This window comes from Streptococcus sanguinis, from assembly GCF_008329445.1.
GTDB lineage: Bacteria > Bacillota > Bacilli > Lactobacillales > Streptococcaceae > Streptococcus > Streptococcus sanguinis_O.
Genome location: NZ_VIBR01000004.1, coordinates 110,573 through 124,478, shown reverse-complemented (window position 1 = coordinate 124,478; position 13,906 = coordinate 110,573). Strand labels below are relative to the sequence as shown.

Here is a 13,906-nt window from a genome sequence, read left to right as displayed (position 1 = left end):
TTTTTTGTATCCTATATATAATGATTCAACTAAGAGAGGCTGCAGGACTTTTTCTTTTTTTGCAGCCATAAATCTTTAAGGGAAATAAGCGAAACAGCTATTAAAATCATAGCAATCCCTACCAGATCTACGACATAAAAACGCTCATTCATCAGAAAAAAGGCAAAGAAGACCGCTGAAATAGGCTCAATGAAAGCTAGAAGGCTGGATTTGACAGGATCTATCAGGGAAGTACCCTTAAAAAGACCATATAAGAAAAGATGTTCCCTTTCAAAACTTTTGACATCCTAAACATCTTTCTATATCTTTGCTTATTACAGCACAAATCATAAAGAAAAATCAGCCAGTTTTGACTGATTTTCATCTCATGATTAAGCAAAGATTTATTCTGGCGACACCAAAATCTTGATCTGCGCCTTGTCCTGAGTCAGCTCGATAAAGCCTTCTTGCACAATATCCTCCAGCTTAATCTTCTTGGTCACAAGCTTATCAGCAGAGAAATAGCCCTGCTCCATCAGTTCCAACACCTTAGGGAAAATATGCCGATAGGCGATAATACCCTTGAGTGATTTTTCTTGAATGGCAAATTCATTAGGGTTGATGCTGGCTTCTCGTTCCCAGATAGAAACAACCATACATTCTCCAGCCTTGTGAACAGCAGCTAAAGCTTGTCCCAGCACAACCGGCACTCCAGTCACTTCATAAGACACATCTGCTCCGCCACCAGTTAAACGATGAATAGCAGCCACCACGTCTTCGCCTTCTTCTGGTCGCACAATAATCGCCCCAAGCTCCTCTGCCTTGGCTTGGCGTTCTGGAGATAATTCAACTCCATAAATCTTAGAGGCACCGGCTGCCCGCAAAGCCTCAATAATCAAGAGCCCGATTGGTCCCAAACCGAAGACAACCGCTGTATCGCCCGTCTTAAGAGCTGACTGACGGACCGCGTAAACAGCCACAGCAGCAGGTTCTGTCAAGGCTGCCTGCTCATAGCTAAGGCTGTCTGGAACTTTGTGAACAATGTCTCCGTCCAAAACACAGTATTTGGCAAAACCTCCGTCTGCCGCCAAACCGACAAAGTTTAGATTAGGGTCCAGATTGTAATCACCGACAAGATTATGCTTAGCCAAAATGGGCTCAACTGTCACTCGGTCGCCAACTTTGACCCGTGTCACAGCACTGCCAACCTCAACAATTTCCCCAGCAAACTCATGTCCCAAAGTTACAGGCGCTTTCTGACCAGAGTAGACGTGCTCTGTTTCTGTCGGAATAAAAATCGGTCCGTCCAGATATTCATGCAAGTCAGTTCCACAGATTCCTGTATACTTGACCGAAATTTTGACCTGATGCGGTTGGACTTCCGGTACATCCACTTCTTCAATACGGACATCTTTAGCGCCATACCAACGCGCAGCATTCATTTTTGCCATAAACATACCTCGCTTTATAATTTGTTAGCTTTATTGTAAACCCTTTCAGAAATCTTGTCAAAAGATTAACTACATTTTCAAAAAATAGCATACAAAAAACCAGCATCAGCTGGTCTTAGACTTATTCTGCAATTCTAGCCGAGTAAAACGGAAAAAGAAACATTAAAACAATATAAAGAATCAAGAGTATCGCACGGAGCAATCCGCCAAATAGAAAAGCAACCACTAAAGTTCCTAAACAAATAGAAAAATTAGTAAAATTTGTTTCAATCAGCAAGGTTTGTCCTGCTTTAACTGTCACTGGCTTGGTTTTCATAGGAGCTGCTCCCACACGAACAACAGCTTCTTCCCCCTCAATAGGGAAGACAGCCTCATCACCATTCTTAATTGCGCCAACTTTCTGATCATTGATAAAGATTGGAAACTTTCCAATAATTCCTACAAAACCTGTCCCACGTTTCACTTTGATTTCCGACATAAAAGACTCCTTTATTTTTTTAATTATTTTAACATAGAAAACTTGAGACTACAAATAAGGGAATTATAAAACAGCAAAATATCAATAGTCGGAAGAACTAGAACTACTTGAATAGATTTCATCATCAGATGATGAGCTATTTTTCGAACTGCTAGATGATGGTGTCGTTGCTTCTGTCACGTAAAGAGTGATCTTTTCATTAGACTTGAGGTCAATTGTCTTACCAGCCGCTGGTGACTGGGAAGTTACCAAGTCTGCCTGAGTCGAAGTGACCGAACGGTCAACAACTCGCTCAATTCGGGAAGAAGAAATTCCCATTTGGATCAAGTAAGACCGTGCATTAGCGTAGGTGTACTGCATGCTGCCAAAGTCAGGCATGGACACACTAGTCACTTCTTTCGCCACTGTCAGCTTGATCTTATGGTTAGAAGTCAAATCATAGGTCGAACCAGCTGCCGGAGACTGACGAATCACCTGACCTGGCTCGTACTCGTCCGATTCTTCCTCAACAATCTCAATCAATTTCTCAGAAACATTATAGTTTGTTTTCAGATTTTCAACCACGGCTGATTTTGCTTGACCGACATAGTTCTCCATAGTAAATGTTTTTTGATTAGTTACACTTGGAGCACTATTATTTTTTGTCTTGTCTATTTTTGAATCCTTCTTTGATGAAGAACTTTTCAACACAGATGATGGTGATTTCCCATTTTGATTATTTTTAGAAGAGTCATGCTGTATAGCTAGAAAAGCATAAATTCCAAAACATATCATTATTACACTAGGAACTAGAAAGTAAATTTTTCTCCACCTCTCCTTTTTTCTATTTCTTGCTTCAACTTCATTATATTCTTCAACTGCATCATCAAGCAACCTTTGTAATTTCGCCAATTTCTCAGGATTATCTGTTTGTGCCATGAGGACACGTAACTGATGAATTCTATCTTCATAGAATCTCTCTTCTTCTTTTTCAGCCTGTCTTTCTTGCAATATCAATTGAGTGTGTTGGAGGTTTGTTTGTTGTTGTAAAAGATCACCTTGCCGTTTTAATTCTGCGTTTCTCTCCTGTTCACGCATGTCTCTTTCCCAATTATTGTAACTTCCCATTATAATATCTCCCGTTTTATTTTTATCCTAATTCGCATTATAGCCAAATTCTCTTGACTTCAAAATATTCTTCCACCAAGATTCTCTTTTCAACACAAATGAATCATCAACTTTACCATTATAATTCTCTAAAACCGAGTATTGAAAATTTTCTTTTATATATTCAACTCCTTCATGAGAGACGAGCTCCTTAAGCTCTTTATTATTTCCATGTATGCTATCAATATAGGATTGCCATCTTTGTAGCAACATTCCGTTATCTCCTGTTGCAGAACCAACATATAATTTACCATTCTGTTTATCAGTAAGTAAGTATACTGCTTTCTGATTTGAAAGAGCAGTAATCCAATCTTTCTTTTTAAATCGTAAAATTGTTTCTAATTGATGGTAGGACAAACTTATATTATCATAACCAGGAAAATCATCACCTCCATATACATCCGGCAAAATTTGAAATACTTCTATTTTTTCCACGATATTTTTGAAATGAAACACAGGTGCTCTACTAGGCCTTTTGCAACGAACAATCAAACGTCCATATAAACCAGAATATTTAATTAACTCTCTTCCTTCATAATTTTGACCAAATGTAACATCCAATTCTTTAGTGACTTCTTTTATAGTTGTCAAAAGCCAAGTATCATAACTCATTTGAACAAGATTAACTGCAATGTCATCTATATTATAATATCGTCTTTGGTTTCTCCAAAATAAATTGAAACTATTTAATAATTCTGGCTCTCTTAAATAAGTTTCAACTGGATTCTCCCCTGTCCAATTATTAAACTTTATTTTAACTCTTGAGATTTCTTTATCATCGAAATCTAGAATATCCTTCAACAAAATTTTTCCTTCCATGATCTCCCTCTCTAAAAAGACAATTTTATTTGTGTTTTCTCCTTAATTATAATCCAAAGTTGTCACTTGGTCAACGCTTTATACAGTTGAATTTTTTAGATTTCTACATAAAAAACCAGCCTCACGACTGGTTTTCTACTTATTTCTATAATTTCTCCAACTCTTCATTGAGCAGTTTTTGTGCTACTTGTGGGTTGGCTTGGCCCTTAGTAGCCTTCATGAGCTGGCCAATCAGGGACTTGGCCGCATTCTTGTTTCCGCCCTTATAGTCATTGATAGCTTTTTCATTATCCGCAAAGACTTGCTGGATAATAGGTAGAAGCTGGGCAGGGTCTGAGATTTGGATCAGGCCTGCTTTTTGCACATACTCTTTAGCAGAGCCACCGTTTTTAGCCAGATGGACAAAAACCTTCTTGGCAATCTTAGAGGAAATCGTGCCATCTGCAATCAGAGCAATCATCTCAGTCAGGTTCTCAGGTGTTAGCTCAATCTCAGAGATGGTCTTGCCTTCGGCATTGAGGTATTGAGCCACTTCCCCTTGAAGCCAGTTAGAGACAGCCTTGGCGTCACCGCCTGCTGCAAGAGCTGCTTCAAAGAAGTCTGACACAGCCTTGGTCGCTGTCAACTGCTTGGCATCGTAATCAGACAGACCGTAGTCTCCCACATACTTAGCCCGGCGCTCTTTTGGAAAAGCAGGCAGACTGCTGCGTACTTGCTCAATCCAAGCATCTTCAATCTCAAAGATAGGCAGATCAGGCTCTGGGAAGTAACGGTAGTCCGCTGAGCCTTCCTTGACCCTCATGAGCAGGGTTTCGCCAGTTGCTTCATCATAACGACGGGTTTCCTGACGGATTTGACCACCGCTGCGTAGGATTTCAGCTTGGCGCTTTTCCTCAAATGCCAGACCCTTGCGGACAAAGTTGAAGGAGTTGAGGTTTTTCAGCTCAGTCTTGGTACCAAACTCTTCCTGACCGAAAGGACGGATGGAAATATTGGCATCCACCCGCATGGAACCCTCTTCCATCTTGACATCCGAAATGCCCGTGTACTGGATGATTTCCTTGAGGGCAGTCAGATAGGCATAAGCTTCTTCTGGACTGCGCATATCCGCTTCTGATACAATCTCAATCAGCGGCACCCCTTGGCGGTTGAGGTCCACATAAGAGTAGCCGTCACTGCCGTGGGTATTCTTTCCGGCATCTTCTTCCAAGTGGGCCCGCTCGATACGGATTTTCTTGGTCGTGCCGTCTTCTAGCTCAATCTCAATCCAACCATTGTAGCCAATCGGCTCATCAAACTGAGAAATTTGATAAGCTTTTGGATTGTCCGGATAGAAGTAATTCTTGCGGTCAAAGTGCATTTTTTGGTGAATGTCCATGTTCAAAGCCAGAGCAGCCTTGATACCGTAGTCAATGACACCCTTATTCATAACAGGCAGAACACCAGGGAAAGACCAGTCAATGATATTGGTGTTGGCATTGGGATCTTCACCGAAGTGAGCTGGAGCCGGTGAGAAAATTTTTGAATTGGTCTTCAATTCAACATGGACTTCCAGTCCGATAACTGTTTCAAAGTTCATTATTTTTCACCTCCAAAGATAACTGGCTGCTGTTTGTGGTAGTCAGTCGTTGCTTCAAATGCTGCGGCTGCCTGATAGATGGTCTCTTCATCAAAGTGGTTACCAATCAGTTGCAAGCCGACAGGAAGACCATCTGCAAAGCCAGCTGGGATTGAAATGCCCGGCAGGCCAGCCAGATTGACTGGAATGGTCAAAAGGTCAGCCAGATACATAGCCACTGGATCTTGGTTTTGACTGCCCAAGTCATAAGCTACAGTTGGTGCAGTTGGGCCTAAGATCAAGTCGTATTTTTCAAAAACCTTAGCAAAATCTTGCATAATCAAGGTCCGAACCTGACCAGCTTTCTTGAAGTAGGCATCGTAGTAACCAGATGACAGGCTGAAAGTTCCCAGCATGATGCGGCGTTTCACCTCTTCACCAAAGCCTTCGCTGCGAGATTTGACATAGACATCTTCTAGATTTTCAATGCCTTCTGCGCGGTAGCCATAGCGAATGCCATCAAAACACTGCAGGTTAGAACTAGCTTCAGAAGAAGCAATGATATAGTAAACAGCCACGCCGTACTTGCTGTGGGGCAGGCTAACTTCTTCAACGATGGCTCCTAGACTTTCCAAGTGCTTCGCCGCTGCCAGAATCGTTTCCTTGACCTTGCTGTCAATTCCCTCACCCATGTATTCCTTAGGCAGGGCAATCTTCATCCCCTTGATGTCTTGGCCAATCTTGCTGGTAAAGTCTGGCACTGCTTCTTGTGATGATGTAGAGTCCTTAGGATCATTACCAGAAATAACATTCAGAAGCTGTGCATTTTCCTTAACTGTCTGAGAGAAAGGCCCTATCTGGTCTAAAGACGAACCAAAAGCAATGAGACCAAAACGCGAAACCCGACCGTAGGTTGGCTTAAGACCAACCACACCGTTAAAGGAAGCCGGCTGGCGAATAGAACCACCCGTATCTGAACCCAGTGACAGACGAACCTGACCAGAGGCAACAGCTGTCGCTGAACCACCTGATGATCCACCAGGAACCTTGCTGCTGTCCCAAGCATTCTTAGTCGTCTTAAAGTAAGAATTTTCACTGGATCCACCCATGGCGAACTCGTCCATGTTGGTCTTCCCGACGATAATCATGTCCTTACCGTAAAGCTTCTCCACGCTGGTCGCATCGAAAATCGGTTTGTAATTGTAGAGTATCTTGGAGGCAGCCGTCGTCAAGATTCCCTTGGTTGAGATATTATCCTTGACTGCCAGCGGAATTCCGCTCATAAGATTGTCCGCATCAATGCCCTTGGCGTCTAGAGCCGCAGCCTGAGCTAAAGCCTCCTCTTCGCTGACAGTAATGAAGCTATCCACAGCCGCTTCACGTTCTTTGATGTCCGCTAAAGTTGCCTGAGTTAACTCTACTGCAGAAATTTCTTTCTTGACCAGCAAGTCGTGCAGTTCTTCAATGGTCTTGTGATTAAAAGTCATTAGGCATCTCCTCCGTCATCTAGGATGGCAGGCACTTTGATGTAGCCCCGCTCTTTTTCAGGTACATTTTGGAAAAGCTCTTCCCGGTTCCAGCCTGGCTGAGCCACATCTTCTCGCATATAGTTGATATTGGCAGCTACATTAGAAGTGAAAGGCACTCCTTCCGTGTCCACTTCATTGAGCAATTCGACCATGTCGACAATCTTGGTTAAGGTCGTCGCAAACTCAGCCGTTTCTTCTGGTGAAAAAGCCAGTTTTGACAGCTTAGCAACGTGACTTACTTCTTCTTGAGTAATCTTCATCTCTGATTCCTTTCATAAGATATGTGAGCTTTAGCGACTAAAAATAACAATTTCTAGATGATATCTTTATTTCCAAGCTTCAGCTCACCTTTACTTTGACAAGCCAGGGACGCTGATTTATTTACCATCCGCTAGCTCTTTTCTTCAGCTTCTTCCTGCCATTCTTCAGGAATTCGCATCATTTCATTTTACCATATTTCAGGCTAATTCTTCAATTCCAAATGCAGTTCTTTGAGCTGTCTTTGGTCTACCAAACTCGGACTTTCCAGCATAGGGTCAAAGCCAGTACCATTTTTCGGAAAGGCGATGACTTGCCGGATATTTTCTTCCCCAGCCAAAATCATAACCAAGCGATCTAAGCCCAGAGCCAAGCCGCCGTGTGGTGGGAAGCCGTATTCTAAGGCTTCCAGGAAGAAACCAAAGTCCCGTTCATAGTCTTCTCGGCTCATGCCTAAAAGCTCAAACATAGCTTCCTGAGCCTTCCGGCCATGAATCCGCAGACTCCCACCGCCAATCTCATAGCCATTCAAGACGATGTCGTAAGCGTGACTACGGAATTGACATGGCTCCTGACCTTCTTCAAAAATGCCCTGTGTGAAAGGATGGTGCATGGCTTGATAGCGGTTTTGGTCTTCATTCCACTCCAGCAGCGGCCAATCCACAACCCAGAGAAAATGAAGCAAACTCGGGTCAATCAAATCCAAAGCTTTTGCGACTTCTATGCGCAGATGTCCCAAAGCTTCCTGAGCCCGACGCTTCTTAGCCATGACTAGCAGAACGAGGTCTCCATCTTTGGCCTCAAAACGTGCCAGCAACTCCTGACTCTCAGCCTCAAAGGTGCTAGCCAAATCTCCAACTAACTGGCCATTTTCAACCTTTAGACTGGCGAAACGACTGCAGCCAAATTCCTTCATTTCCTGATAGTAGTGACTCAGCTGTTTCTTGCTAAAAGCACTAGCCGCATCTGGAATACAGATTCCCATCACTTCCTCTTGATTATCCAAGGCTTTCTTGATGAGAAGAGAGTCATTGGACTGGCACAAATCCGTCAGATTCTTCAACTCTAAACCAAAGCGTGTATCTGGCTTATCAGAACCAAAGCGGCTCATAGCCTCTTCATAGCTGATAGTTGGAAAATCTTCTGTCAACTCTAAACCATGAGTTTTCTTGACGACAGCCTTGAGCATAGCTTCAACCAGAGCTCGGATTTCTTCTTCGCTGGCAAAACTCAGCTCTAAGTCCACCTGGGTAAACTCTGGCTGGCGATCGCCCCGCAGATCTTCGTCACGGAAGCAACGAACAATCTGATAATAGCGCTCGAGACCAGCTCCCATCAGTAACTGCTTGAGCATCTGCGGGCTCTGAGGCAGCGCATAGAATTGATTTTTAAAGACCCGACTAGGCACCAAGAAGTCTCTAGCCCCTTCAGGAGTTGACTTGGTCAGATAAGGCGTCTCCACTTCCAAAAAGTCCAAACTGTTCAAATATTCCCGAATGGTTGAGGTGACCTGGTGACGTAGTTTGAGGTTATGTGTCATCTTCTCACGGCGCAAGTCCAGGTAGCGGTATTTCTGACGCAGGTCTTCCCCTGTATGGGCATGCTGATCTAGCTCAAAAGGCAATGCCTTGCTGCTAGCAATGACTTCAATTTTCTCAGCTCTCAGCTCAACCTGACCAGACTTGATGGACTTATTGACAAAGCGCTCTTCTCGCTGAACCACTTGCCCCGTCACTGCAATAACATCCTCTTTGCCAATGTCTTCCAGCTTAGCAAAATCTTTAATCTCACCGCCAACGAAGACCTGAAGTAAGCCCTCGCGATCCCGCAATTCAATAAAGGCTAGTTTGCCGTGATTGCGGATATTGGCCACCCAGCCAGTTGCGGTCATGGTCTGTCCGACCTGCTCTAAACCATAGTTCCCGATAAAAATTTCTTTCATGTTCTTTCCCTTTCAAATCAATTAGTAGCTCCGCCCTGCTGTTAAGAATATTTGAAGCATTCTTCTATTGTCTTCACTTGTCCTACTGCAAAATAAAAAGCTTCCGTCTCTGAAACAGACGAAAGCCGTGGTACCACTGTTATTCGCCGCCTTAAAAGGCAGCCTCTGAACTCGTAACGTGAGCGACGTTTGTGCTTAATCACACAAAAGATTACGAAACATGTTCTTCGGTTTTTTGCTTTCTTGGTGCTGCTCTCAGCTATCAGCACTCTCTGTGCAAGTCAGCAAGCCTACTCTGCTTCTCTTTTACTTTTAAATTGTATCTATTATAGTCGAACCCAGAACATTTTGCAAGTGGTTTAAGGCAAATTTGTGATTTTCCTCTGACAGAGAAGCCACAGCCGGTTCTACCACCTGAATCTGATAACCAAGATTATAGGCATCAATCGCTGTATGCAAGACACAAATATCCGTCAAGACTCCAGTCAAAATGACCGTATCTACCTTTCTTTCCCGCAATCGAATATCTAAATCCGTACCGGAAAAGGCAGAATAATGGCGCTTATCCATCCAAAAGACCCGAGAGTCTGCTTGATGCTTGTCATAAAAATCAGCCAAAGGGCCATAAAGATTGCGACCGCTAGTTCCTTTGATGTTATGAGGCGGAAACAATTTGCTCTCAGGATGAAAGGCATCATTCTCATCATGGGCATCAATAGCAAAGAAGATATAATCTCCTCTGTCAAAAGCTGCCTCCGTCACTTGAGCAATGGCTTCAGAAATTGCCTGAGCTGGCGCTCCTGCTGTCAACTTGCCCTCATCTGCGACAAAATCAACTGTATAATCAATGGAAATCAGTGCTTTAGCCATTAATAGTCCCTCTTTTTAATTTCATCAAAGACATCCGGAATAAGAACTTTCAAATAAGTTCCTTTCATCCCCAGCGAGCGGCTTTCAATAATCCCAGCACTTTCCAGCTTGCGCAAGGCATTAACAATCACTGAACGGGTAATCCCAATGCGATCAGCAATAACAGATGCAGTCAGCTGGCCTTCATTGCCATTGAGCTCGCCCAAAATTGCTGAAACAGCTCTCAGTTCTGAGTAAGACAGGGTATTGACTGCCATGGTCACTGCTGTCCGGCGGCGGATATTTTTCTCATCCTCTTCCCGCTGGAAGTTAAGCAGCTGGATACCAACCACTGTGCTGGCAATCTCAACCAAAATCAGATCATCGTCCGCAAATTCCTTGTCATTGCGCCAGATAATCAATGAGCCCAAACGAATCCCTGAAACATGGATGGGAGCAATAGTAGTCAGGCCATCTGGAAAATCATCCTTGGTCTCTACCGGAAAAATCGTCAAATCATGCGTAACTGGCAGATTAGCCTCCGTTTCATAAACCAGATTGGCTTCTTGGACATACTCCTCTGGGAAATTCTTATCTTGGAAAAAAGCTTCTACACGGTCATTATTGGTCTTATAGCGCATGAAATAGCCTAGTAGACGTCCCTTGCTATTGATAATGCAGGCATTGCAGTGGATAATATCAGCTAACTGACGCGTAATAGCATTATAGGGCAAATCTTCCTGCATCTGCTCTTCCGAGCGCTTCAGAATAGACGTAATTTTTCGTGTTTTTTCTAGTAAATCGGCCATATTTTTACCTCATATTTATTAGCTTCATTGTAACATAAAAGCAGTGAAATTTCAATAATTATCTGAAAATTTTTTATTGAAAAACAATTACATACAATTCTATAAAATAAAGAATTTTTCAGGTATATGTCTTGATATGTCAAGTTATATTAAACAAAAAACAGTCAAGAATTTGACTGTTTTTGATTACTTTTGTTCTTTCTAATCAAGAGAACGTTTCTTGTAGAACAATTTCATAGCCATGAGCAGAAGCATTTGGCCTGCTAGAAGAAGCCAAGAAGAGTTTTCCCCTGTCTTAGGCAAGGCATGACCTGAAGCAGCTGCCTGTTTATGATTTACAGGGCCAGCACTTCCAGCATCTCCAGTAGTTCCAAGAGCTGTATGCTGAGGATCTCCTACTTGTCCAGTAAGCGGAGAGCGAGCGAAGCGCTCCTCTGTGTGAGCCAAAACAGACTGATAATAGCGAATATCTTCTTCCTTATTTTGCTCAGCATATGTTTGAGCTAGCAAGTCGTATGTCGCCTTAGCTTGTGCTTGAACCGCAGTTAAAACTGCTACTTTTGCTTCTTGATCTGTTTGAGCTGTAAGAGCTGCTTGGTAAGCAGCCTGAGCTGCGGCTAGTTTGGTTTTAGCTTGTTCCAAGTTTTCTTCTGCATTTTCAAGATTTGACAATGACTCTTTAGCCATTTGCAAAGCTGCTTCAGCATCTGTAACAGCTTTTTCAAGATTAGTCTTTCTTTCTTTTGCTGCATTCAAAGCTGCGTCTAGCTGAGCCAACTTATCTGATTCAGTTTTTAGAGCTTCTTGAGCTGCGGCAACTGTCGCTTGAACAGCAGTCAGGGCTTCTTGGGCCTGAGTTAATTTTTCTGCTTTAGTCTTGTCATCCAAGTTTGAGTTTTGTAGGGCTGCTTGTGCTGCTGCCAAAGCCGCTTGATCAGCTGCCAACTTCTCTTGAGCTGCAGCAAGAGCTGCTTGAGCCTGAGCAGTTGCTGACTCACCTGCTTGAGCTTGTGCCTGAGCCAGTTGCTGATTGGCTTGCTCTAAGGCTGTGGCCTTCCGATTGTAAGTGGTTTGAGCAACTCCCTTAGATGCCAGAGCCAGTTGATTGGCCTTGAAGGCAGCGTCATAGGCAGTTTGAGCCTGAGCTACTTCCTGCGGATCTACTTTTGATGTTGCAGCTTTGCCTGTAATCGGGCTGGCATTGAAGTTCTTTTTGCTAGCATACTTGACTTGATCTTCTGACACCATAGTGAAATGAGCCATAGTGATGTCGCTTTCCATTGAGAAATCAACACCCAGATAGTTTTTCTGGCGACCAGTATTGAGACCAGAGATAGAGGTGGCATGTAGCCATTCATAGCCATTAAACATGAATTCAACAACGGAATCATAGATTCGTCTCTTCATTTCAGCCACACTCATTTGGCCAGCTTTTTCTCTCCAAATATAAGCGTTTTCATAATACTGGAGACCTTTGCTCTCTTGCTCAGCACTTGTGGTCATTAAACCATATTCACGCGCTACGCGGTTAATTGCTTTAGCATCGTGATGGTATTTCTCCATCAAATCCCAGTTCCAGTTGTCTTTGCGATATTCTGTTGCCACCTTATCAGCGAAATCAATTGAAGATGGTGTCACAACTACTTCGCCTGTTCCCATCTGAGCACGCAGCTGGTTGATGAGTTCTGAAGCAAACTGTGAAAGTTCCTGACGAACATTCTGTGGAATATTGTTGGTATCAATCAAAGCTTTGCTATCTGTAGGATCTGCTACATAACGATTGAGAGCCTTAGCATTGGCATTAAGTGTAGCCAGTCTATTTTGAATCTCATTAGTTTTTTGCTCTGATAAATTCGGTGCGATTAGCTCTCTCAAGGCTGCAATGTATTCCGGAGTCATTGACACACGGTTTTTATTGCTAGAAGCTTCAGTAGTAATTTTTCCAGCTTGAGCCTTTTGCAAAGCTTGTTGAGCTTGGTTCAAGTCTGACTGTGTCTTCTCAGCCGCAGCAGTTTTTTCCTGCAAGTTCTTTTGAGAAGCATCACGGGCCGTCTTAGCCTGAGTCTGGTTGGTCTGAGCTTTTGCAACCTCAGCCTGCTTCTGACTGTCAGTCTGACGAGCTGTAGCTACTTTTGCTTGAGCTGTTTCAACAGCAGACTGGTCAGCTGCCACCTTGTCTTGGGCTGCTTTCACATTTTTTTCTGCTTTAGCTGTAGCGTCCCCACTTAGATTAGCCTGAGCTTCCTTCACGTCATTTTGAGCTTTAGCAAGGCGTCCTTCTTGAGTTTTCGCTTGCTCTTGAGCTTCTTTAGTCTTGGCTGCCTGAGTATCGCGCTCAGCTTCAGCCGCCTTAGTTGCTTGGTCAGCTTTAGCCAGTTCTGACTTATTGCTGTCCACTTGAGCTTTTTGATTGCTCTCTTCTTGCCTAGCTGTTTCAATAGCTTCCGGACCAGCTTTATCAGCTGCCTCCTGTGCCCGGTTAGCTTCAGCTTGTGCTTGCTCGACCTGACTTTGAGCCGCAGCAGTATTTGCCTGAGCTTGAGCCAAATCAGCTTTCCCTTGTGCAACATTGCTGTCGGCTTCTTGTACAAGAGCCTGAGCAGCGTCTACCTGTTCTTTCGAAACAGATTCATCCTTCTGTGTGTTTTCTGCCTGTGGTTGGCTTTGACTAACGGGCGCATCAGAATAAGACTGATTATCAACTAATTGATCAGCCTGAACTCCTTCTGCGAGCACCAAAGACAATGCCGCTGCACTGACAGAAAAAGCACTAAGTGTCTTTTTCATTGTCAATATAATCTCCTCCACTTTTTCATCATTGTTAAAAACATTGACAAACACATTCTATCATGTTTGTCTTCTAGAAGGAAGACGCTAACACATTTTTTTAAGCATTTTTGGACAGATGCATAAAAAATGTTGGACAAAATCCTAAAAAATGTCGGTAAAACCGCCTATAATTTTTACCAATCGACCTCAAATTCGGATTCCAGAGCATCTTAATTTTTTTATTTTTGCAATTCAAAGACAGCTGCTGGACTAAAAAATATGTAAAAATAGATAAGAAAAAGGCCGGAACCTTGTCCAG

The 13,906-nt window shown here is 43.2% G+C and carries 10 protein-coding genes and 2 pseudogenes; all 12 read right to left on the bottom strand.

The window, feature by feature from the left end; genetic code table 11:
* Nucleotides 1-29: 29 nt before the first annotated feature.
* Nucleotides 30-277: pseudogene (locus FKX92_RS09430) on the bottom strand (EamA family transporter); the annotation flags it as partial.
* A 106-nt stretch (nt 278-383) separates the two neighbouring features.
* Nucleotides 384-1,430 (bottom strand): 2,3-butanediol dehydrogenase, encoded by a 1,047-nt coding sequence (locus FKX92_RS09425; RefSeq protein ID WP_149566158.1) that lies wholly within the window; start codon nt 1,428-1,430, stop codon nt 384-386.
* Between the two features lie 121 nt (nt 1,431-1,551).
* Complete coding sequence (locus tag FKX92_RS09420) at nt 1,552-1,908, bottom strand: hypothetical protein (RefSeq protein WP_002898121.1); 357 nt, start codon at nt 1,906-1,908, stop codon at nt 1,552-1,554.
* An 81-nt stretch (nt 1,909-1,989) separates the two neighbouring features.
* Nucleotides 1,990-2,520: pseudogene (locus tag FKX92_RS12180) on the bottom strand (PASTA domain-containing protein); the annotation flags it as partial.
* A 522-nt stretch (nt 2,521-3,042) separates the two neighbouring features.
* A complete protein-coding gene (locus tag FKX92_RS09410) occupies nt 3,043-3,873 on the bottom strand; it encodes a GIY-YIG nuclease family protein (protein ID WP_149566156.1) in 831 nt (276 codons plus the stop codon).
* Between the two features lie 145 nt (nt 3,874-4,018).
* Nucleotides 4,019-5,452 (bottom strand): Asp-tRNA(Asn)/Glu-tRNA(Gln) amidotransferase subunit GatB, encoded by a 1,434-nt coding sequence (gene gatB / locus FKX92_RS09405; RefSeq protein ID WP_149566155.1) that lies wholly within the window; start codon nt 5,450-5,452, stop codon nt 4,019-4,021.
* A complete protein-coding gene (gene gatA / locus FKX92_RS09400; protein WP_149566154.1) occupies nt 5,452-6,918 on the bottom strand; it encodes an Asp-tRNA(Asn)/Glu-tRNA(Gln) amidotransferase subunit GatA in 1,467 nt (488 codons plus the stop codon). The genes gatB and gatA overlap by 1 nt, the downstream gene beginning before the upstream one ends.
* Nucleotides 6,918-7,220 (bottom strand): Asp-tRNA(Asn)/Glu-tRNA(Gln) amidotransferase subunit GatC, encoded by a 303-nt coding sequence (gatC, locus tag FKX92_RS09395; RefSeq protein WP_002896305.1) that lies wholly within the window; start codon nt 7,218-7,220, stop codon nt 6,918-6,920. Before gatC ends, gatA begins: the two co-directional genes overlap by 1 nt.
* A gap of 203 nt (nt 7,221-7,423) precedes the next feature.
* Nucleotides 7,424-9,160, bottom strand: coding sequence for an aspartate--tRNA ligase (gene aspS, locus FKX92_RS09390; RefSeq protein WP_149566153.1), 1,737 nt, complete (start codon nt 9,158-9,160; stop codon nt 7,424-7,426).
* Between the two features lie 312 nt (nt 9,161-9,472).
* Nucleotides 9,473-10,030 carry a cysteine hydrolase family protein gene (locus tag FKX92_RS09385; protein ID WP_002925676.1) on the bottom strand — a complete coding sequence of 186 codons (558 nt, stop codon included), beginning with the start codon at nt 10,028-10,030 and terminating at the stop codon, nt 9,473-9,475.
* Nucleotides 10,030-10,818 (bottom strand): GTP-sensing pleiotropic transcriptional regulator CodY, encoded by a 789-nt coding sequence (gene codY / locus FKX92_RS09380; protein WP_002896308.1) that lies wholly within the window; start codon nt 10,816-10,818, stop codon nt 10,030-10,032. The genes FKX92_RS09385 and codY overlap by 1 nt, the downstream gene beginning before the upstream one ends.
* Nucleotides 10,819-11,019: 201 nt before the next feature.
* Entirely contained in the window at nt 11,020-13,605 is a 2,586-nt protein-coding gene (locus tag FKX92_RS09375) for an SEC10/PgrA surface exclusion domain-containing protein (protein ID WP_149566152.1), read from the bottom strand.
* Nucleotides 13,606-13,906: the final 301 nt, after the last annotated feature.

Bases quoted from the DNA above. Each gene is read 5' to 3' on its own strand.
- FKX92_RS09425 (WP_149566158.1), bottom strand. From the start codon at position 1,430: ATGGCAAAAATGAATGCTGCGCGTTGGTATGGCGCTAAAGATGTCCGT.
- FKX92_RS09420 (WP_002898121.1), bottom strand. From the start codon at position 1,908: ATGTCGGAAATCAAAGTGAAACGTGGGACAGGTTTTGTAGGAATTATT.
- FKX92_RS09410 (WP_149566156.1), bottom strand. From the start codon at position 3,873: ATGGAAGGAAAAATTTTGTTGAAGGATATTCTAGATTTCGATGATAAA.
- gatB (WP_149566155.1), bottom strand. From the start codon at position 5,452: ATGAACTTTGAAACAGTTATCGGACTGGAAGTCCATGTTGAATTGAAG.
- gatA (WP_149566154.1), bottom strand. From the start codon at position 6,918: ATGACTTTTAATCACAAGACCATTGAAGAACTGCACGACTTGCTGGTC.
- gatC (WP_002896305.1), bottom strand. From the start codon at position 7,220: ATGAAGATTACTCAAGAAGAAGTAAGTCACGTTGCTAAGCTGTCAAAA.
- aspS (WP_149566153.1), bottom strand. From the start codon at position 9,160: ATGAAAGAAATTTTTATCGGGAACTATGGTTTAGAGCAGGTCGGACAG.
- FKX92_RS09385 (WP_002925676.1), bottom strand. From the start codon at position 10,030: ATGGCTAAAGCACTGATTTCCATTGATTATACAGTTGATTTTGTCGCA.
- codY (WP_002896308.1), bottom strand. From the start codon at position 10,818: ATGGCCGATTTACTAGAAAAAACACGAAAAATTACGTCTATTCTGAAG.
- FKX92_RS09375 (WP_149566152.1), bottom strand. From the start codon at position 13,605: ATGAAAAAGACACTTAGTGCTTTTTCTGTCAGTGCAGCGGCATTGTCT.